The sequence below is a fragment of the Methylobacterium persicinum genome (assembly GCF_022179525.1).
In the GTDB taxonomy this organism is placed as follows: Bacteria; Pseudomonadota; Alphaproteobacteria; order Rhizobiales; family Beijerinckiaceae; genus Methylobacterium; species Methylobacterium persicinum.
The window spans coordinates 148,713-166,395 of the sequence record NZ_BPQX01000026.1; the positions used below are offsets into that span (position 1 = coordinate 148,713).

The 17,683-nt window shown below is 70.1% G+C and carries 18 protein-coding genes; 9 read left to right on the forward strand and 9 right to left on the reverse strand.

What is annotated here, in order from left to right:
- Positions 1-196 precede the first annotated feature (196 nt).
- The 3 genes from MFF22_RS11565 to MFF22_RS11575 all read left to right on the forward strand — a co-directional run bounded on the left by MFF22_RS11565 (position 197) and on the right by MFF22_RS11575 (position 4,652).
- Entirely contained in the window at positions 197-766 is a 570-nt protein-coding gene (locus tag MFF22_RS11565) for an Lrp/AsnC family transcriptional regulator (RefSeq protein ID WP_238249114.1), read from the forward strand.
- Positions 767-876: 110 nt separating this feature from the next.
- Positions 877-2,640: a diflavin oxidoreductase gene (locus tag MFF22_RS11570; protein WP_238249115.1), complete on the forward strand. Its 1,764-nt coding sequence runs from the start codon at positions 877-879 to the stop codon at positions 2,638-2,640.
- A 200-nt stretch (positions 2,641-2,840) separates the two neighbouring features.
- Positions 2,841-4,652: an NADPH-dependent assimilatory sulfite reductase hemoprotein subunit gene (locus MFF22_RS11575; protein WP_238249116.1), complete on the forward strand. Its 1,812-nt coding sequence runs from the start codon at positions 2,841-2,843 to the stop codon at positions 4,650-4,652.
- Positions 4,653-4,776: 124 nt separating this feature from the next.
- Here MFF22_RS11575 and MFF22_RS11580 read toward each other — a convergent pair whose 3' ends face one another.
- On the reverse strand, positions 4,777-4,995 hold the full coding sequence (locus MFF22_RS11580) for a hypothetical protein (protein ID WP_238249117.1): 219 nt from the start codon (positions 4,993-4,995) through the stop codon (positions 4,777-4,779).
- A gap of 174 nt (positions 4,996-5,169) precedes the next feature.
- On the opposite strand from MFF22_RS11580, the gene MFF22_RS11585 reads away from it, so the two are divergent.
- The 3 genes from MFF22_RS11585 to MFF22_RS11595 all read left to right on the forward strand — a co-directional run bounded on the left by MFF22_RS11585 (position 5,170) and on the right by MFF22_RS11595 (position 7,315).
- Complete coding sequence (locus tag MFF22_RS11585; RefSeq protein WP_238249118.1) at positions 5,170-6,279, forward strand: Gfo/Idh/MocA family protein; 1,110 nt, start codon at positions 5,170-5,172, stop codon at positions 6,277-6,279.
- Positions 6,280-6,398: 119 nt separating this feature from the next.
- Positions 6,399-6,596: a hypothetical protein gene (locus MFF22_RS11590; protein WP_238249119.1), complete on the forward strand. Its 198-nt coding sequence runs from the start codon at positions 6,399-6,401 to the stop codon at positions 6,594-6,596.
- A 95-nt stretch (positions 6,597-6,691) separates the two neighbouring features.
- Positions 6,692-7,315: a TetR/AcrR family transcriptional regulator gene (locus MFF22_RS11595; protein WP_238249120.1), complete on the forward strand. Its 624-nt coding sequence runs from the start codon at positions 6,692-6,694 to the stop codon at positions 7,313-7,315.
- A gap of 173 nt (positions 7,316-7,488) precedes the next feature.
- On the opposite strand, the gene MFF22_RS11600 is transcribed toward MFF22_RS11595, so the two are convergent.
- From MFF22_RS11600 to MFF22_RS11625, 6 genes are all read right to left on the reverse strand, one after another.
- Positions 7,489-7,833 carry a DUF1330 domain-containing protein gene (locus MFF22_RS11600; protein ID WP_238249121.1) on the reverse strand — a complete coding sequence of 115 codons (345 nt, stop codon included), beginning with the start codon at positions 7,831-7,833 and terminating at the stop codon, positions 7,489-7,491.
- A gap of 54 nt (positions 7,834-7,887) precedes the next feature.
- Positions 7,888-8,580, reverse strand: a complete 693-nt coding sequence (pyrF, locus tag MFF22_RS11605) for an orotidine-5'-phosphate decarboxylase (RefSeq protein WP_238249122.1) — start codon at positions 8,578-8,580, stop codon at positions 7,888-7,890.
- A gap of 102 nt (positions 8,581-8,682) precedes the next feature.
- Entirely contained in the window at positions 8,683-9,468 is a 786-nt protein-coding gene (locus MFF22_RS11610; RefSeq protein WP_238249123.1) for a glutathione S-transferase family protein, read from the reverse strand.
- Positions 9,469-9,559: 91 nt separating this feature from the next.
- Positions 9,560-10,177 (reverse strand): uracil-DNA glycosylase family protein, encoded by a 618-nt coding sequence (locus MFF22_RS11615; protein WP_238249124.1) that lies wholly within the window; start codon positions 10,175-10,177, stop codon positions 9,560-9,562.
- Positions 10,178-10,344: 167 nt separating this feature from the next.
- Entirely contained in the window at positions 10,345-12,546 is a 2,202-nt protein-coding gene (locus MFF22_RS11620) for a xanthine dehydrogenase family protein molybdopterin-binding subunit (RefSeq protein ID WP_238249125.1), read from the reverse strand.
- Positions 12,547-12,646: 100 nt separating this feature from the next.
- Positions 12,647-13,102, reverse strand: a complete 456-nt coding sequence (locus MFF22_RS11625) for a (2Fe-2S)-binding protein (protein WP_238249126.1) — start codon at positions 13,100-13,102, stop codon at positions 12,647-12,649.
- 218 nt (positions 13,103-13,320) lie between these two features.
- On the opposite strand from MFF22_RS11625, the gene MFF22_RS11630 reads away from it, so the two are divergent.
- The 3 genes from MFF22_RS11630 (at position 13,321) to MFF22_RS11640 (ending at position 16,059) form a co-directional block, all read left to right on the forward strand.
- Positions 13,321-14,865, forward strand: a complete 1,545-nt coding sequence (locus MFF22_RS11630; RefSeq protein ID WP_238249127.1) for a sensor histidine kinase — start codon at positions 13,321-13,323, stop codon at positions 14,863-14,865.
- 513 nt (positions 14,866-15,378) lie between these two features.
- Positions 15,379-15,588, forward strand: a complete 210-nt coding sequence (locus tag MFF22_RS11635; RefSeq protein WP_238249128.1) for a cold-shock protein — start codon at positions 15,379-15,381, stop codon at positions 15,586-15,588.
- Positions 15,589-15,693: 105 nt separating this feature from the next.
- A complete protein-coding gene (locus MFF22_RS11640) occupies positions 15,694-16,059 on the forward strand; it encodes a DUF6481 family protein (RefSeq protein ID WP_238249129.1) in 366 nt (121 codons plus the stop codon).
- Between the two features lie 56 nt (positions 16,060-16,115).
- Here the strand turns inward: MFF22_RS11640 and MFF22_RS11645 are convergent, their stop codons facing one another.
- Entirely contained in the window at positions 16,116-16,538 is a 423-nt protein-coding gene (locus MFF22_RS11645; protein ID WP_238249130.1) for an EVE domain-containing protein, read from the reverse strand.
- Between the two features lie 132 nt (positions 16,539-16,670).
- Positions 16,671-17,663: an NAD(P)H-dependent glycerol-3-phosphate dehydrogenase gene (locus MFF22_RS11650; RefSeq protein ID WP_238249131.1), complete on the reverse strand. Its 993-nt coding sequence runs from the start codon at positions 17,661-17,663 to the stop codon at positions 16,671-16,673.
- Positions 17,664-17,683: the final 20 nt, after the last annotated feature.

Genomic DNA, 17,683 nt, shown 5'->3' on the forward strand with positions numbered 1-17,683 from the left:
CTATACCGAACGAAGTCAAGGCGACTGGGCTGCGTCCGGGGCGGGAAAAACCGCCCGGGGCGTGCGTCGGCACACATGACATGGCCGCCCGCCTTCACGATTTGTAAAAAAATATTCTCACAAACGTCATCACACCCCTATAGAGGCGGAAGTTCCTTCTTCCTGAGAAGGAGTGCCGGAAAGGCGGAGGTCCCGTTTGGACGCCATCGACCTGAAGATCCTCGCCCTGCTCCAGCAGGATGCGACCCTGTCCATCGCTGCCATCGGCGAGAAGGTCGGGCTGTCGCAGACCCCGTGCTGGAAGCGCATCCAGCGGCTGGAGGCCGACGGGGTGATCGACCGGCGCGTCGCGGTGCTGGACCCGGTGAAGCTCGGCCTCGGGCTGACGGTGTTCGTCTCCATCGAGACCGCGGACCATTCGCAGGAATGGCTGCAACGCTTCGCCGACACCGTCTCCGCCATGCCGGAGGTGCTGGAATTCTACCGGATGGCCGGGGATGTGGACTACATGCTGCGCGTCGTCGTGGCGGATATGCAGGCCTACGACGCCTTCTATAAGCGGCTGATCTCCGTCCTTCCCCTCAAGAACGTCACGTCGCGCTTTGCCATGGAGAAGGTGAAATCCACCACAGCCCTGCCTCTCCCCGCGCCGCCCAAGGCGACGCGCCACCTTCCGGATCTGGCCCAGAACCCGGCTTCCGCCCGGGCCTCTGCTCAGGTCTCCGCCAGGGCCCTCGCCCCGGCACTCGCGGCGGTCGGAGAATGATCTTCTCCAACCCGATCGTGCGGCGATGCCGATCTTCTCACTTCGCGCCGTTCTGTAAAACGAACGTTTCTGGTTGACATGGGCCTCGCGCCCCACGACATGGTCCGGTGATGTCTCGCTCCGCTCTCCTCCCGCGCACCGCTCCCTTCGGGGACGGCGAGCGCGCCAGCCTCGACGCCGTCCTCGTGAACGCGACGCCGGTCCAACGGGCATGGCTGGCTGGCTTCCTCGCCGGCCTCGACGCAGCAGGGGGCCAGCCCCAGGCCGCCCCCGCCGCGCCCCCCAAGGCCAGCGAGCCGCTGACCGTCATCTACGCGAGCGAATCGGGTAACAGCGAGAAGCTCGCCGGGGACGTCGCCAAGCTCGCCCGGAAGCAGGGCTTCAAGCCGAAGGTGGTGGATTTCGCCGACCTCGACGTCGCGACCCTGCCCAAGGCCGGCAAGCTGGTCGCCATCGCCGCCACCTGGGGCGAGGGCGAGCCCCCGGCCCGGGCCGCGCGGGCCTATGGCGAGCTGATGGGCGAGGGCGCCCCGCGCCTCGACGGCGTCGAGTTCGCCGTGCTGGCGCTGGGCGATACATCCTACGCCGAGTTCTGCGCCATCGGGAAGGCGCTCGATGCGCGGTTCGAGGCGCTCGGCGGCAAGCGCGCCGCGGAGCGGGCCGACCTCGACCTCGATTTCGAGACGCCGGCCGCCGACTGGATCAAGGGCACCCTCAAGGCCCTGGCCCCGGCCGCCGCCCCCGACAACGTGGTCGCGGTGGACTTCGCCCGGGCCGGCGGCGACGAGGACGCCGAGCCGAGCCGCGACCCCGTCGTGGTCGAGGTGGTCGAGCACGTGAACCTCAACTCCTCGCGCTCCGACAAGGAGACGATCCACCTCGCGCTGGCCTTCGAGGACGGGGCTCCGGCCTACGAGCCGGGCGACTCGCTCGAGATCTACCCGGAGAACGACCCCCAGCTGGTGGACGAGATCCTGTCCGCCACGGGCCTCTCGGGCGACGAGGCCCTGCGCAAGGCGCTGCTCGCCGAGCGCGACATCACCACCCTCTCGGCGGCGACCATCGAGCGCTTCGCCAAGGCGACGGGCTCGGAGGATGCCAAGGCCTTCGTGGAGAGCGGCGAGGTCCGCGCCTGGATCGAGGGCCGCAACCTCATCGACCTGATCGAGCGGTTCCCGGCCAAGCTCACGTCGGAGCATCTGGGCACCATCACCCGGCCGCTGCCGCCCCGGGCCTATTCCATCGCCTCGTCCCGCAAGGAGGTGGGTGACGAGGTCCACCTCGCCATCGCCGCGGTGCGCTACGAGACCTTCGGCCGCAAGCGCTCCGGGGTCGCCTCGGTCCATGTCGCCGACCGGATCCGCGACGGCGCCAAGCTGCGGGTTCGGCTGAAGCCCAACAAGCATTTCCGCCTGCCGGCGGACCCGGCCACCGACATCATCATGGTCGGCCCCGGCACCGGCGTCGCCCCGTTCCGCGCCTTCGTGCAGGAGCGCCGCGCCACCGAGGCGCCGGGCCGCTCCTGGCTGTTCTTCGGCGACCGGCACTTCACCCACGACTTCCTGTACCAGCTCGAATGGCAGGAGGCCCTGGAAGACGGGTCGCTCACCAAGATCGATGTGGCCTTCAGCCGGGACCAGCCGGAGAAGATCTACGTCCAGAACCGGATCGACCAGCACGCCGCCGAACTGGTGGAATGGCTGGACGGGGGCGCCCATTTCTACGTCTGCGGCGACGCCAAGCAGATGGCCAAGGACGTCCGCGCCGCGGTGGTGCGGGCCTTCGAGACCGTGAAGGGCCTCTCCTCCGCCGACGCCGAGGCGCATGTCGCCGGGCTGGAGCGGGCGAAGGTGTACCAGCAGGACGTTTACTGAGCAGGACCGACCGTCCCCCGCGACCGTCGTCCGACCCGCGCCCCTCATCCTGAGGTGCCCGCGTGAGCGGGCCTCGAAGGAGACCTCCAGGGGTCGCGCGACAGCTGGAGCCCTCCTTCGAGGCCTCCGCTTCGCTGCGGCACCTCAGGATGAGGGAGCGGATCGGACAGAGGCTGCCGCCAGACCAGACCGAGACCGCCATGACCGACACCAAGTCGCCCGACACCAAGCCCGCCGCGCCGAAGCGCGTCTACGAGGCCCCGCCGACCTCGCGCCCGATCACCGAAGCCGAGGCCGCCCGGGCGGCCAAGCTCGCGGCGAACGAGCATATCAAGATCGCCAGCGGCTACCTGCGCGGCACCCTGGCCGACGGGCTCCTGAAGCACGCCACCGGGGCGATCTCCGAGGACGACGGGCAACTCGTGAAGTTCCACGGGATGTACCTGCAGGACGACCGCGACCTGCGCCCCGAGCGGACCAAGAAGAAGCTCGACAAGGCCTACAGCTTCATGATCCGCCTGCGCATCGCGGGCGGCGTCGTCACGCCCAAGCAGTGGCTGGTGCTGGACGACATCGCCCGCACCTATGCCGGCAACGCCCTGCGGGCGACCACCCGCCAGACCTTCCAGTACCACGGCGTCATCAAGTCGAACCTGAAGCGGACCATGGCCGCCATCGACGCGGCGCTGCTCGACACCATCGCCGCCTGCGGCGACGTGAACCGCAACGTCATGGCCGCCACCAACCCGGCCCAGAAGAAGGCCCACAAGGCCGCCTACCAGCTCGCCAAGGACATCTCCGATTCGCTCCTGCCCAAGACCGGGGCGTGGCGGGAGATCTGGCTCGACGGCGAGCGCGTGGTCGGCGGCGAGGACGGGCTGGAGGTCGAGCCGATCTACGGCCGCACCTACCTGCCGCGGAAGTTCAAGACCGTCATCGCGGTGCCGCCCTCGAACGAGGTCGACATCTTCGCCCACGACCTCGGCTTCATCGCCATCCTCGACGGCAACAACGAGGTCACCGGCTGGAACGTCACGGTGGGCGGCGGCATGGGCATGACCCATGGCGAGCCGGACACCTTCCCGCGCACCGCCGACGTGATGGGCTTCTGCACGACCGAGGACGCCATCAAGGTGGCCGAGGCGGTGATGACCGTCCAGCGCGACTGGGGCAACCGCACCAACCGCAAGAACGCCCGCCTGAAGTACACGATCGAGCGCTACGGCCTCGACGCCTTCCGGGCCGAGGTGGAAAAGCGCCTCGGCAAGCCGCTGGGCGAAGCGAAGCCCTACACCTTCACCAACAACGGCGACCGCTTCGGCTGGACCGAGGGCGACGACGGCCGCCACCACCTGACGCTCTATGTCCCCTCCGGCCGGATCAAGGACTACGAGGACGGCCCGCAGTTCCTCTCCGGCCTGCGCCGGGTGGCGGAGGAGCACGAAGGCGACTTCCGCCTCACCGCCAACCAGAACGTCATCATCGCCAACGTGCCGGAGGCCAAGCGCGCGGCCATCGAAGCGGTCGTCGACGAGTACGGGATGACGAAGGGCGCCGGGGCGCTCCGGCGCAACTCCATCGCCTGCGTCGCCATGCCGACCTGCGGGCTGGCGCTCGCCGAGAGCGAGCGCTTCCTGCCGGGCCTGATGGACGACCTGGAGGCGAGCCTCGCCAAGCATGGCCTCGAGGACGAGGAGATCACCATCCGCTCCACCGGCTGCCCCAACGGCTGCGCCCGGCCGTTCCTCGCCGAGATCGGCCTCGTGGGCCGCGGTCCCGAGCGCTACCACCTCTACCTCGGCGCGGCCTTCGACGGTTCGCGGCTGGGCAAGCTCTATCGGGAGGACGCCTCGCCGGCAGAGGTGGTCTCGACGCTGGATCCGCTCTTCGCCGAATTCGCCAAGGCCAAGCAGGCTGGCGAGCATTTCGGCGACTACCTGATCCGCGCCGGCCATGTGGCCAAGACCACCAACGGGCCGGATTTCCACGAGCGGATCGGGGCGTTGAAGTAAGGCGCCCCACCCGCCGCTGTCATTGCAAGGCGAAGCCCAAGCAATCCAGAGCGCGACCTATCCGGATCAGGGTGCACCGGCTGGATGGCTTCGCTGCGCTCGCAAGGACGGGGGAGCGGCCGCATCAGTGCGGCGCTGCCACCTCGCCCTTCGCCGCCTTGCGCCGCCGCGAGTCGGCGGCGAGATCCGAAAACCCCTGATCGAACCGGTCGTAGAGCCGCGTGACGATCCCCAGGGCGAAATCGAGGGTGACCGAGAACAGGGTCACGACCCCAATGAATGCCGCCGCGCCGAGGCGCTCGCAGAACCTGACGACGCGACCGATCCAGTGAAACAGTGCCATGACGACCTTTCGTGACGGGCCTTCAGCCGGACGGGCCCGTCCGCTGCGCTGCACCAAATAGGTCCGTCCTGGCACGGGGGGACGCGACCGAAAGCGGCGCCCGCCACAGGGAACCGCGCCGGATCATCCCGCCCCGTTCCGCGTTCCGCCTTCGCACCGCAACGGAGGCAAGGCATGCAGGCGAGACGGGTGAGCGGGCGCAAGGTGCGCTACGCGGTAGTGGGCGGGGGCTGGATCTCCCAGGCCGCCTTCATGCCGGGCGTGGCACAGACCGGCAATTCCGAGATGACCGCCATCGTCACCGGCGATCCAAAGAAGGCCGACGCCCTGGCGCAGACCTACGGGCTGACGGCCTTCTCCTACGACCAGTACCCAGAGGCCCTCGCCTCCGACCTGTTCGATGCCGTCTACCTCGCCCTGCCCAACGGCATGCACCGGGACTACGCCGTCCCCGCCCTGGAGGCCGGCTGCCACGTCCTCCTCGAGAAGCCGATGGCGGTCAGCGTCGCCGAGTGCGAGGCGATCAACGCCGCCGCGGCGGCATCGAGCGCCAAGCTGATGATCGCCTACCGCCTGCATTTCGAGCCGGCCACCCTGGACGCCATCGCCCGGATCCGGGCCGGCGAGATCGGCGAGCCGCGGATGTTCACCGCGACCTTCGGCCAGCACGTCAACGCCGACAACCACAGGGCGAAGCAGGGCTACTGGGCCGGCCCCGTGCCGGACATGGGCACCTATCCGATCAACGCCGTCCGCAACCTGTTCGGCGAAGAGCCGGTGGAGGTCGCGGCCGTGGGCAGCCGCCGGCCGGAGAGCCCGTACCCGTTCGACGGCACCGTTGCCGTCACCTTGCGCTTCCCGAGCGGACGCCTCGCGCAGTTCACGGTCTCCTACGAGACCGACGGCGTCGATGCCTACCGGGTGACCGGGACGAAGGGCGACCTGCACTTGCAGCCGGCCTTCCTGTTCGGCATGGGCCTGTCCGGCACCCTCACCCGTGACGGGAAGGCCGAGCGGCTCACCTACCCGAGCGTGGACCAGTTCGGCGGCCAGACCCGCTACTTCTCCGACTGCATCCTCCACGACCGGCCCCCGGAGCCCGACGGCGAGGAGGGCCTGTGCGACATCCGCATTCTGGAAGCGGTCGAGCGTGCCCTCGCCACGGGACAGCCGCAGACCCTCGCCCCCCACACCCGCAGCCGCCGGCCGGATTCGTCGCAGCGGATGGAGCTGCCCGAGGTCGAGCCGCCCGCCATGGTCAACGCCGCCCGGCCCGACAGTTGAGCCGTTTCGGGCGCCGGACAATCCGCCGCATGTGGAGAACTAAATAAGAGAAAGACAGTTGTTTTTGTGTAACAACGGTTTCGCTCTGCCCGACACGGCGGCGGCGAGGGGAGGGGATCATGGCCAAGCACGACATTCTAGGCTTCTTCGAGCATCGCCGCGACGGCGCCTGGATCTGTGTCCGGCCCTTCACCCTCACCACGCCCAACGCGAGCGTCGACATCCGCCAGGGCATGCGCTTCGATTACGGCAAGCGCGTCGGCGGCCTGGACCTCGCCGAATACCTCGAGCGCCTCGGGTCCCAGTTCGGTTCCTGAGCCGTGATGCGCCGGGCCGCAGGCGACCCGGCGCCCCTTCGGCGGGGGAGCGGCGCGCCTTTTGACGCCTCCTTCGCCCGGCCCTACTAGGGGCCATGCAACCCGACGATTCCCTGCCGACGGTCGCGGATGAGAGCGCGCCGACCACGCGCTGCCGCATCCTGGCCACGGCCAACACCTTCTTCCACGAGATCGGCTACCAGAAGACCACCGTCGCCGACATCGCACGGGCCCTCAAGATGAGTCCGGCGAACGTCTACCGCTTCTTCGACTCCAAGAAGGCGATCAACGAGGCGGTGCTGGAACGGCTGATCGGTGAGGTCGAAGCCCTCGTGGCGGCCATCGCCGACAGGGCCGGGCTGACGCCGACGGAACGGCTCGTCACGGCCATCGAATCCCTCCACGGCCACAGCATGGATCGCTACGAACGCTATCCCCGCATCCACGAGATGGTGGAGGCGGCGATGGGCGAGAGCTGGGATGTCTGCCGCCACCACGTGGCCCGGGTCACCGCGGTGTTCGAGCGCATCATCCGCGAAGGGGTGCGCACCGGAGAGTTCGACACGCCGGATCCCGCCCTCGCGGCGGGATGCGTCCATGTCGGCGTGATCCGTTACACCCACCCCCTTCTGGTGGGTCAGCCCGTGCTGCCGCCGGTGCCGCCGCTCCAGGCGATGATCGACTTCCTCCTCCGGAGCCTCGCCCCGCGCCGGGGGTAGGGCGTGTCCCTGGGGACGCGGATCGGCCGGCCGCGGGGATCGATGCGGAACCCGGGCGAGCCCCGCCCCCCGTTATCGGGAGCGCAGCGAAGCAACCCAGGGATCCGCAACATCCCGAGAGATCCCGCTGCCCTGGATTGCTTCGCTTCGCTCGCAAAGACGGGGGGCGTCGCCTACTCCGAGGCCGGGGTCGAGGGCGGCGCGGGCTCCGAGGCGGAGGGCTGGGGGCCTTCATAGCCCTCGATCACCAGGATCTCGGCCTCCACGCCGCCGCGCTGCTTGGCCTTCGCCTGCTGGTAGAGGTCCGAGTTCCAGCAGGCGAGGGCGTCCTCGTAGGTGGGGAACTCGATGACGACGTTGCGGCTGCGGGCCTGCCCCATCACCGCGTCGTAGCGGCCGCCCCGGATCAGGAACCGCCCGCCGAACTTGGCGAAGGCCGCGCCGTTGGCGGCGACGTAATCCTTGTAGGCGGCCTCGTCGCGGACATCGACCCGCGCGATCCAGTAGCCCTTGGTCATCGACGTTTCGTCCTTCCACAGCCTCGCCGCCCCTCACATGGGGCGCGGGCCGCCTCAGGCCATCTCTGCGACGATCGCCCTGGCCACCGCCCGGGGGTCGGCGGCGCCGGTGATCGGCCGGCCGACCACGACGTGGTCGATCCCCGCCCGACGGGCGTCGCCGGGGGTCATCACCCGCTTCTGGTCACCGGCCTCGGCCCCCGCCGGACGGATGCCGGGGGTGACGATCAGCCGGTCCGGCCCGACGATGCGGCGCACGCCCGCCGCCTCCGCCGCCGAGCAGACGAGCCCGTCGATCCCGATCTCCGCAGCCTGGGCGGCGCGTTTGGCGACGAGGTCGGCCACGGGCAGGGCGTAGCCGGCCTCGGCGGCATCGGCATCGTCGTAGGAGGTGAGCACCGTCACGGCGAGGATCTTCAGACCGTGGCCGCGCCCCTTCACCGCCGCCCGCATGGTCTGCGGATAGGCATGGACCGTCAGGAAGGTCGCTCCGAGGCCGGAGACGGCCCGAACGCCCTCCTCGATGGTGTTGCCGATATCGTGGAGCTTGAGGTCGAGGAACACCTTGTTCCCCACCGCCACGAGGCGCTCGGCCAGGGCGAGGCCGCCGGCATAGGCGAGCCGGTAGCCGATCTTGTAGAAGGTCGCCGCATCACCGAGCCGGTCGATCAGCGCCTCGGCCTCGGCCACGCCCGGCACGTCGAGGGCGACAATCAGGCGGTCGCGGGGGTCGGTCGTCTCGCTCATGGGGGCACCGGTCATGGGGGCACCGATCACGGGGGCGGGTTGGCTGTCAATGCACACCGCTCTTCCCTCCCCCGCAGAGGGGGAGGGACGCGCACCAGCCCGTCACACCCCGCCCGGCCAGGGGAAGCGGATGTTCCCATCCCGGAGACCCGCCAGCACCACCTCGACCCCGCCGGACTTGACCATCCATTCGAGGCGATGGTCCCGGTATTCCCGGCGGCGGCCGCCGGTCGTGTACATCTCCGAGGCGGCGGCCATCGCTGCGGCCGCCGCGTCGAACTCAGCGAAGGTCGCCGCGACGGAGGGGCGCGCACAGATCCGGGCATGCCAGAGGGCGAGGGGGGAGCCGGGCTCCGGCCCCATTCCGTAATGCACCGAGCGGTTGACCATCGGCGCGACGGCAGCGTCCGCCCAGCCGAAGCCTTCGCCGCCGAACCACTCCCTCCGGCCGAGACGGCCGGTGAGCCAGTCCTGCAAGACCCGCGTCTGGGCGGCGGCCTCGGCGCGCAGGTGGTCGGCGAGGGTGCCGGTGGCCCGGCGGAACCACAGGATCTCGCCGAACCCCCAGTTCACCGCCTCGTAATGGGTGTCGCAGACATCCTCGGTGATGCGGGCGAAGGCCCGGGCGGCGGGGTCCCGGGGCAGGAGGGGTGGCTCGGGACAGCGCTCCTCGATGTATTCGAGGATCACCGTCGAGTCGAAGACCGTCACGTCCCCGTCGATCAGCACCGGCACCTCGGTGCGGGGGTTGGCGGCGGCGAAGGGGCCGTCCTGACGTCCCGTGCCGAAGCTCTCGGGCAGTTCCGCCGTGAAGGCCACGCCCTTCTCGCGGAGCGCGATCTTGACCTTCTGGGCATAGGACGAGAGCGGGTGCTCGTAGAGCAGCATGGCGGACCCCGGATCGTGGATTCAAAAGGGCTCAGCCCTTTTGCGGGTGCAGGGCGGCGCCCTGCAAGGCGTTCCCGCCCCTGCCGCGTCATTAGGTGCGCAGCACCCGCGCCACTTCCTGTCGCAGCACCGGCAGCAACTCCGCCTCGAACCACGGTTCGCGCTTGAGCCAGCCGTTATTCCGCCAGGACGGGTGGGGCAGGGGCAGCACCCGCGGCCGGCGGGGCTCGGCGAGGATCTCCCGCCAGCGCCGCACGGTGCCGGTGAGACCGCCCTCCAGCTTCCCGAGATGCCACGCCTGCGCGTAGGAGCCGATCACGAGGATCAGGTCGAGGTGCGGCAGGCCGGCGAACACTTCGTCGCGCCAGCGCTCGGCGCATTCCCGGCGGGGGGGCTTGTCCCCGCCCTTCGCGTCCAGGCCGGGGAAACAGGAGCCCATCGGCACGATGGCGATCTTGTCCGGGTCGTAGAACTGCGCCTCGTCGAGGCCGAGCCAGGACCGCAGGCGCACGCCCGAGGGGTCCATGAACGGCATGCCGGTCCGGTGCGCCCGCGTTCCCGGCGCCTGGCTCGCCACGCAGAGCCGCGCCCCCGTCGAGCCCTGAATGATCGGCCGGGGCTCCTGCGGCAGGGGAGGGCCGTAGACCGGGCTGTCCCGGCAGATGCGGCAGGCACGCAACCGGGCGGCGGTGTCGTCGAAGGGAGGCATGGGGGTCAGTACGGCACCCCGTCATCGCGAGCAAAGCGATGCGATGACGACCGGGCCCACAAAGAAACGGCGCGGGTCGCGCCGCGCCGTTCGAAGTGAGGGTCTCTTGCCTTGGGGGAAGGCGATCCAGACCTACGCCTGTGCGGGCCGGATCGCCGTGCGTTTCCTCACGCGCCCTTCTGGCCCGACAGGTCCAGGGGCAGGGAGCGCAGCCGCCGGCCGGTGGCCGCGAAGACCGCGTTGGCGATGGCGGGCGCCAGCACGGGCACACCCGGCTCGCCGATGCCGGTCGGCGCCACCGTGCTCGGCACGATATGCACCTCGACCTTGGGCATCTCGCGGATCCGCGTCGGCTCGTAGGCGTCGAAATTCGCCTCTTGCACCCGCCCGTCCTTCAGGGTGATGCGGTTGCGCAGGACCGAGGAGAGGGCGAAGCCCACCGCCCCCTCGACCTGCGCCCGGATCACGTCCGGGTTGACCGGCACGCCGACATCCACCGCGGCGACGATCCGCTCGGCCTTCACCCGGTCCTCCGCGACGCTCACCTGCGCCACCATGGCGACGTAGGAGCCGAAGGATTCGTGCACCGCCACGCCGAGGCCGCTGCCCTTCTGCTGCGCGCTCCCCCAGCCGGCCTTGTCGGCGGCGAGCCGCAGCACGGCGGCCAGCCGCGGGGCGTTGCCCAGCAGGGAGAGGCGGTAGGCGACGGGATCCGCGCCCGCCGCATGGGCGAGGTCGTCGATCATCACCTCCATCACGTGGGCGGTGTGGCTGTGGCCGACAGAGCGCCACCACAGGACCGGGACGCCCTCGCGGCCGTTATGGACGCCGAAGCGGTAGGCGGGCAGGGCATAGGGCGTATCCGAGGCGCCCTCGACGGTGGTGGCGTCGATCCCGTCCTTGACGATCATCGCCTCGAAGGGCGAGCCGATCATGATCGACTTGCCGACCATCACATGGTCCCATCCCACCACGGCGCCCCTGGCGTCGATGCCGGCCCGGACCTTGTGGAACACGCTCGGGCGGTAGTAGCCGCCGGTCATGTCGTCCTCGCGGGTCCAGACGAGGTGGACGGGCGCCTTCTCGCCACTCGCCTTGAACACGGCGGCGGTTTCGGCGGCGTAGTCCGCGGTGGGGGTGGCCCGGCGGCCGAAGGAGCCCCCGGCCCAGGTGGTGTGGAGGCGGACCCTGTCCGGCGTCACCCCGAGGATGGCGGCCATGGTCGCCTGCTCCACGGTCTGGAACTGGAAGCCGGCATGGACGTCGTAGCTGCCGTCGGCCGCCTTCTCGATGGTGGCGTTCAGGGGCTCCATGGCCGCGTGGGCGAGGTAGGGGAAGGTGAACTCCGCCTCGATCACCGTGGCGGCGCCCTTGAGCGCCGCCTCCGGGTCGCCCCGGGTCGAGGCTGTGAGGCCCGGCGCCTTGGCCCGCTGCCGGTACTCGGCGAGGATGGCCTCCGACGAGCGGGTCTCGGCGGCAGAGTCGTCCCATTCGACCGTCAGCGCCTTGCGGCCCTGCATGGCCGACCATGTGTCCTTGCCGATCACCGCCACGCCCGAGGGCACCTGCACCACGTCGATGACACCGGGCACCTTGAGCGCCGCGGCGGCATCGAAGCCCTTCACAGTGCCGCCGAAGCAGGGCGGGCGGGCGATCACCGCCGTTACCTGCCCCGGCCGGCGGATGTCGAGGGCGTAGACCGCCGAGCCGTCGGTCTTGGCCGCGGAATCGAGGCGGGGCACCTTCCGGCCGATGAGGGTCCACTCGCTCGGGTCCTTCAGCCGAGGCTCGGCGGGGACGGGGAGGGTGGCGGCCGAGGCGGCGAGGTCCCCGAACCGGGCTTGCCGGTTCGAGGCGGTGTGACGGACGATCCCGTCGGCCACCGTGATCTCGGCCACCGGCACCCGCCACTGGAAGGCGGCGGCCGCCACCAGCATCTCCCGGGCCGCCGCGCCGGCCTTGCGCAACTGCATCCAGGAATTGGCGACGGCGGTCGAGCCGCCGGTGCCCTGGATGGGGCCCATCAGCAGGTTGCTGTAGAGCCGGGCGTCGGCCGGGGCGAATTCCGTGCGGACCTTCGACCAGTCGGCGCCGAGTTCGTCGGCGAGGATCGTGGCGAGCCCGGTCGTGTTCCCCTGGCCCATGTCGAGGTGCTTGATGACCACGGTCACGGTGTCGTCGGCGCCAATCCTCACGAAGGCGTTGGGCTCCGGCTTGATTCCGGCCGGGTCGAGGCCTGCGGCCCGGGCGGGCCCCCCATCGAGGCGGAAGGCCACGACGATGGCGCCCGCGCCGGCGAGGAAGCCGCGGCGGCTCGGCCGGGGGGCGGGTTGGGGCCGGGACGAGGTCGGCCGACGGAAGTTCAGCATGGCGGCGATGCTCCGGTCAGGACCGTGAAGGGAATCGTCTTTGCCGGACGCGGAGGCCGTCTCCCCGTCCGTCTCCGCTGGACATGGCCGCCCGGGCCCGTCAGGCGAGGCTGCTCGCCGCCTCGTGAATCGCGGCGCGGATGCGCTGGTAGGTGCCGCAGCGGCAGATATTGCCGTCCATGGCCCCGTCGATCTCCGCGTCGCTCGGCTTCGCGTTGCCCGACAGGAGGCCGATGGCCGACATGATCTGGCCCGACTGGCAATAGCCGCACTGGACCACGTCGAGCTTGCGCCACGCGGCCCGCACCGCCTCCGCGACCCGGCCGGACACGCCCTCGATGGTCGCGACGGGCGAGGCGCCGACATCGCCGAGGCGCGTCTGGCAGGCCCGCACGGGCTGCCCGTCGAGGTGGACGGTACAAGCCCCGCACTGCCCGATCCCGCAACCGTACTTCGTGCCGGTCAGGGTCAGGTGGTCGCGCAGGACCCAAAGGAGGGGCGTGTCAGGGTCGGCATCGACCGCATGGGGCACGCCGTTGATCGTGATCTGGGACATGGCAGAGCTTCGATGCTGGCGGGCGCGACGTCCCTGCCGGATAGCTTGGGCCCTGTCGGGCTCTCAGGCTGTGCGCCACCGCACCCCAACCGGAAATTCACGGCAATCTGACCGGATTGCGGACGATTGAATCCATTCCGGCAGCCGCTTCTTAAGAACTTCGCAGCATCCTCGAACGGCCAGCACGTTAGTTTAACAATTTTGGTCGTCCGAAGCGCATGTCCGATCTCACTGTCGAGATGGTCCAGCGCGGGCGTGGCCCCTCGACGGAGGAGGCAGCCCGCCGCCTCGGGGTCGCCCGCGACATCCGCTCGGCCCGGGAAAAGCTCACTTCGCGCTCGGGGCTGGAACGCGCCTTCGAGCAGGAGCTTCTGCGCCATTACGCCCAGTACCGGTCCGGCTCGGGCATCGCCCTGAGCCTCTTCGCCATGGCCCTCGCGGTGGCGGCGACCTACTGGGCCCCCCTGGTCGTCACTGCGGCCTGGGCGTTGTGCGTACTCCTGATGATCACCCTGAACTCGGTGATCGGCCGGCGCTTCCTGGCGGCCGCGCCGGAGCGGATCGACCTCGCCCGCTGGCGCCGCCGCTTCGTGGCGGGGGAAGTGCTCCAGAGCCTGTCCTGGTCGGCGATGATCGCGCTGGGCGACACGGGGGGCTGGACCTTCGCCCTGTTCGGCCTCGTGATCGCGGCGGCGGTGACGACGATGCTGGCGGCCACCGTGCCCGCCGCGGCGGTGGCGGCCCTGCTGCCCCTGTCGATCGCCACGGTGTCCCTCACCGTCTTCTCCAGCAGCATGGACAGCCTGATGCTGGTGGCCATGGCCGGCGGGACGCAGATCTTCTTCCTCGGCCTGTCGCGGCGACTCTACGCCTCGACCGTGGGCGCCCTGCATTCCCGCGCGGAAAAGGATGCCGTGTTCGGCGAGCTGGAGCAGGCCAAGGCCAATTCCGACGAGGCCCGCCGCCGGGCGGAGGAGGCGAACCTCGCCAAGTCCCGCTTCCTGGCCACCATGAGCCACGAGCTGCGCACGCCGCTCAACGCCATCCTCGGCTTCTCCGAGGTGATGAAGAACGAGGTCTTCGGCCAGCACAATTGCCCGTCCTACCGGGAATACTCCACCGACATCCACGACAGCGGGATGCACCTCCTCAACCTGATCAACGAGATCCTGGACCTCTCGCGGATCGAGGCCGGGCGCTACGAGCTGAACGAGGAGCCCGTGCTCCTCGCCAACATCGTGGAGGAGTGCCGCCACATGATGGCGCTGCGGGCCAAGGCGAAGGGCCAGATCGTCCACGACATGGTCGACACAACCCTGCCGCGCCTCTGGGCGGACGAGCGAGCGCTCCGCCAGATCGTGCTGAACCTGCTCTCGAACGCCGTGAAGTTCACGCCGCCGGGCGGGGAGATCTGGCTCAGGGTCGGCTGGACGACCCGGGGCGGGCAGTATCTCTCGGTCCGCGACAGCGGGCCCGGCATTCCGGAGGACGAACTCGGTACGGTGATGTCGTCCTTCGGGCGCGGCGCCCTGGCGATCAAGACCGCCGAACAGGGCTCTGGGCTGGGCCTGCCCATCGTGAAGGGCCTCGTGGAATTGCACGGCGGCCAGTTCCAGCTGGCCTCGCGCCCCCGGGAGGGCACGGAGGTCATCGTGACACTGCCCGCCACCCGGGTGATGGACACGCTCCTGCCCGAGACCTTCGACGACCCCGCCCCGCAACCGGCGGCGAAGGCGGCCCGCCAAGTGAGTCGGGCGGCCTAGGGCGCATTCCGACAGACGAGGTGTCTCCACCATCGACGACACCCACTGTCCTTGCGAGCGCAGCGAAGCAATCCAGGGACGCGGGACGTTGTCCGAGCGTGGCGGATCCCTGGATGGCTTCGCTGCGCTCGCAATGACGGCGCGGGACACTCGCCCGGCCCCTTGAGCGAACGATCTCCCTCGCCGGACTTTCGCAGCAGCCTGCGAGACGGTGCGGATCGCGGGGGTCCCTGCTCGCTGCCGGAGCACGACATCGCACCGCATGGCCCTGGGGAATGGGACTGATTCGGCCAATTACGAGCTAATGCTTGCCGACTTCTCGATTTTTTACGGGGCTTGCAAAATCATGCCCACAGGCTTACCCTGAATTCCTCGGTACGTATTCGGATGTTTTGAACCGAAGTTCCTTCGCGGGGCGGTTCTAACTTTCCTATCGCTATCGTTTAAATCAGTGCCTTGCGGCAACGCAGGGACGTTTTCTAGCCTTGGCCCTGCGAAGATCGAGATCGACTAATGGCAACCGGCACTGTTAAGTGGTTCAACGCGACGAAGGGCTTCGGCTTTATCCAGCCTGAGGAAGGCGGCCAGGACGTGTTCGTGCACATCTCCGCCGTCGAGCGCGCCGGAATGGGCACCCTGAACGAAGGGCAGCGCGTTTCCTACGAGGTCGAGACCGACCGCCGCAGCGGAAAGCAGGCCGCCGGCCAGCTTCGCGCGGCCTGATCCAGCCTCCACCGTCATGACCGAGCCGCTCCCACCGGAGCGGCTCATTCTTTTTCCGATCACCATGGGCCGGCACGACCCTGCCATGCCCGTACGGGAGACTACGTGAGCTTTCAGAACAGCCAAGCCCTGACCGACCGTCTCGAGGCCGCCTCCAAGGCGCGATCCGAGATGCTGGCCCGTTTCCGGGCACGTCCGTCCGCCGACGATCCGGCTGTCCTGGCCCGCCAGTCCGCCCGCAGCGCCCTCATCGCCGCCCGCGAGACCCGCGCCGCCGAACGTGAGCTCCTTCGCCTCGCCGAGGTCGCCCGCGCCGAAGCCGCCGCCGAGGCCGAACGCATCGCCGCCGCCGAGCGTGTCGAAGCCGAACGTCTCGCCGCCGAAGAGCGCGCCGCCGCGAAGCAGGCCGAGATGAAGGCGCAGCGCGATGCCCGCTACCTCGCCCGCAAGGCGAAGGCCCAGCGCCGCTGAGGCCGCCCCCGCGCCGAGGGGAGGGGGGCCGGTCGCATCCGGCCCGCCGCCGCCCCTCAGGCGCCTGACATTCCCCCCATCGCCCGCACCAGGGCCCACTCGTCCGCGCTGACCGGCTGCACCGACAGGCGGGAATTGTTGACGAGCACCATGTCCTTGAGGGCCGCCTCGGCCTTGATCGCGTCGAGGGAGACGGGGATCCTCATGGCCTCGACGGCCCGCACGTCGACCATGCCGAAGCGCCCGGTCTCGTCGGTGTGGTCCGGGTAGTAGGGGCGGATCACCTCCACCACGCCGACCACCGCCTTCCCCTCGTTCGAGTGGTAGAAGAACCCCCGCTCGCCGACCTGCATCGCCATCAGGTTCTTCTTGGCGAGGTGGTTGCGCACGCCGTTCCAGAACGTCCCGGTCTCGCCGGCCGCGACCTGCTGGTCCCACGACCAGGTCGCGGGCTCGGACTTGAACAACCAATACGCCATCGCCGTCTCTCGGAAGTCCTGGGTGTCCAGAGGACGAGCCCTCTGGCGGGTGCAGGGCAGCGCCCTGCGATCCCCAGGGGCGTCGTCCCTGGACCCCACCAAAGGACCCGTCCTTTGGGATCCTCGATTCGCTCAGTCCATTTCGCCGCGGAGCGGGCGGGAGAGAAGCTTGGCGGCCACCGTATCCACATCGGTCTGCCCCGCCACCAGGGCGGCCACCGCCTCGGCCACCGGCATCTCGACGCCCCGTGCCTTCGCGAGGCCGGTCAGGGCGGCGGCGGTGAAGGCACCCTCCGCGAGCTTGCCCCCCGCGGCCTCGTCGGGACTCGCCCCGGCGCCGAGGCGCTGACCGAAGGCGAAGTTGCGCGATTGCGGCGAGCCTGCCGTCAGCACGAGGTCACCGAGCCCCGACAAGCCCATCAGCGTCTCCGGCCGGCCGCCGAAGGCCCGGGCGAAGCGCATCAGTTCCGCGAAGGCCCGGGCGATGAGGGCGGCCCGGGCGCTCTCGCCGAGGCCCCGACCCGCGACGATCCCGCAGGCGATGGCCAGCACGTTCTTGCCGGCGCCACCGATCTCCACGCCGCGCACGTCGTCCGTGTGGTAGAGCCGGAAGCTCGGCCCGGAGAGCAGGGCCGAGAGGGACGCCGCGAGGCCCGCATCCGTGCAGGCCAGGGTCACCGCCGTCGGCAGGCCCCGGGCGACATCCGCCGCGAAGCTCGGGCCCGAGAGCACCGCCACCGGCGTCCCCGCGGGGAGAACCTCGGCTGCCACCGTGCTCATGAAGCTGTCGCTGCCCCGCTCGATTCCCTTGGCGCAGAGGATCACCGGCCCCGCCGTCGCAAGCGGCCCGGCGAGTTGCCGCAGCACCCCCCGGACCGTCTGGGCCGGGACGACGAGGAGGGTCGCCCGCGCTCCCGCGAGGTCGTCGGCCGAGGCGGTCACCCGGACGGCGGCGTGGAGGGGCACGCCCGGCAGGTAGCGGGGGTTCTCCCGCTCCGTTTGCATCCGCGCGGCGGCCTCCGCATCGCGCAGCCAGAGGGTCACCGGATGGCCGGCGGCAGCGACGGCGTTGGCAAGCGCCGTGCCCCAGGCCCCACCGCCGACGACGTTGACGGGGGCGCTCATGTGCCCCCTCCCGAACCGGG

Excerpts from the sequence above, each read along its gene's own strand:
- MFF22_RS11650 (WP_238249131.1), bottom strand. The coding sequence starts at position 17,663 with ATGAGCGCCCCCGTCAACGTCGTCGGCGGTGGGGCCTGGGGCACGGCG.
- MFF22_RS11595 (WP_238249120.1), top strand. The coding sequence starts at position 6,692 with ATGCAACCCGACGATTCCCTGCCGACGGTCGCGGATGAGAGCGCGCCG.
- MFF22_RS11575 (WP_238249116.1), top strand. The coding sequence starts at position 2,841 with ATGACCGACACCAAGTCGCCCGACACCAAGCCCGCCGCGCCGAAGCGC.
- MFF22_RS11630 (WP_238249127.1), top strand. The coding sequence starts at position 13,321 with ATGTCCGATCTCACTGTCGAGATGGTCCAGCGCGGGCGTGGCCCCTCG.
- MFF22_RS11645 (WP_238249130.1), bottom strand. The coding sequence starts at position 16,538 with ATGGCGTATTGGTTGTTCAAGTCCGAGCCCGCGACCTGGTCGTGGGAC.
- MFF22_RS11570 (WP_238249115.1), top strand. The coding sequence starts at position 877 with ATGTCTCGCTCCGCTCTCCTCCCGCGCACCGCTCCCTTCGGGGACGGC.
- pyrF (WP_238249122.1), bottom strand. The coding sequence starts at position 8,580 with ATGAGCGAGACGACCGACCCCCGCGACCGCCTGATTGTCGCCCTCGAC.
- MFF22_RS11635 (WP_238249128.1), top strand. The coding sequence starts at position 15,379 with ATGGCAACCGGCACTGTTAAGTGGTTCAACGCGACGAAGGGCTTCGGC.
- MFF22_RS11620 (WP_238249125.1), bottom strand. The coding sequence starts at position 12,546 with ATGCTGAACTTCCGTCGGCCGACCTCGTCCCGGCCCCAACCCGCCCCC.
- MFF22_RS11585 (WP_238249118.1), top strand. The coding sequence starts at position 5,170 with ATGCAGGCGAGACGGGTGAGCGGGCGCAAGGTGCGCTACGCGGTAGTG.
- MFF22_RS11600 (WP_238249121.1), bottom strand. The coding sequence starts at position 7,833 with ATGACCAAGGGCTACTGGATCGCGCGGGTCGATGTCCGCGACGAGGCC.
- MFF22_RS11625 (WP_238249126.1), bottom strand. The coding sequence starts at position 13,102 with ATGTCCCAGATCACGATCAACGGCGTGCCCCATGCGGTCGATGCCGAC.
- MFF22_RS11580 (WP_238249117.1), bottom strand. The coding sequence starts at position 4,995 with ATGGCACTGTTTCACTGGATCGGTCGCGTCGTCAGGTTCTGCGAGCGC.
- MFF22_RS11610 (WP_238249123.1), bottom strand. The coding sequence starts at position 9,468 with ATGCTGCTCTACGAGCACCCGCTCTCGTCCTATGCCCAGAAGGTCAAG.
- MFF22_RS11615 (WP_238249124.1), bottom strand. The coding sequence starts at position 10,177 with ATGCCTCCCTTCGACGACACCGCCGCCCGGTTGCGTGCCTGCCGCATC.
- MFF22_RS11590 (WP_238249119.1), top strand. The coding sequence starts at position 6,399 with ATGGCCAAGCACGACATTCTAGGCTTCTTCGAGCATCGCCGCGACGGC.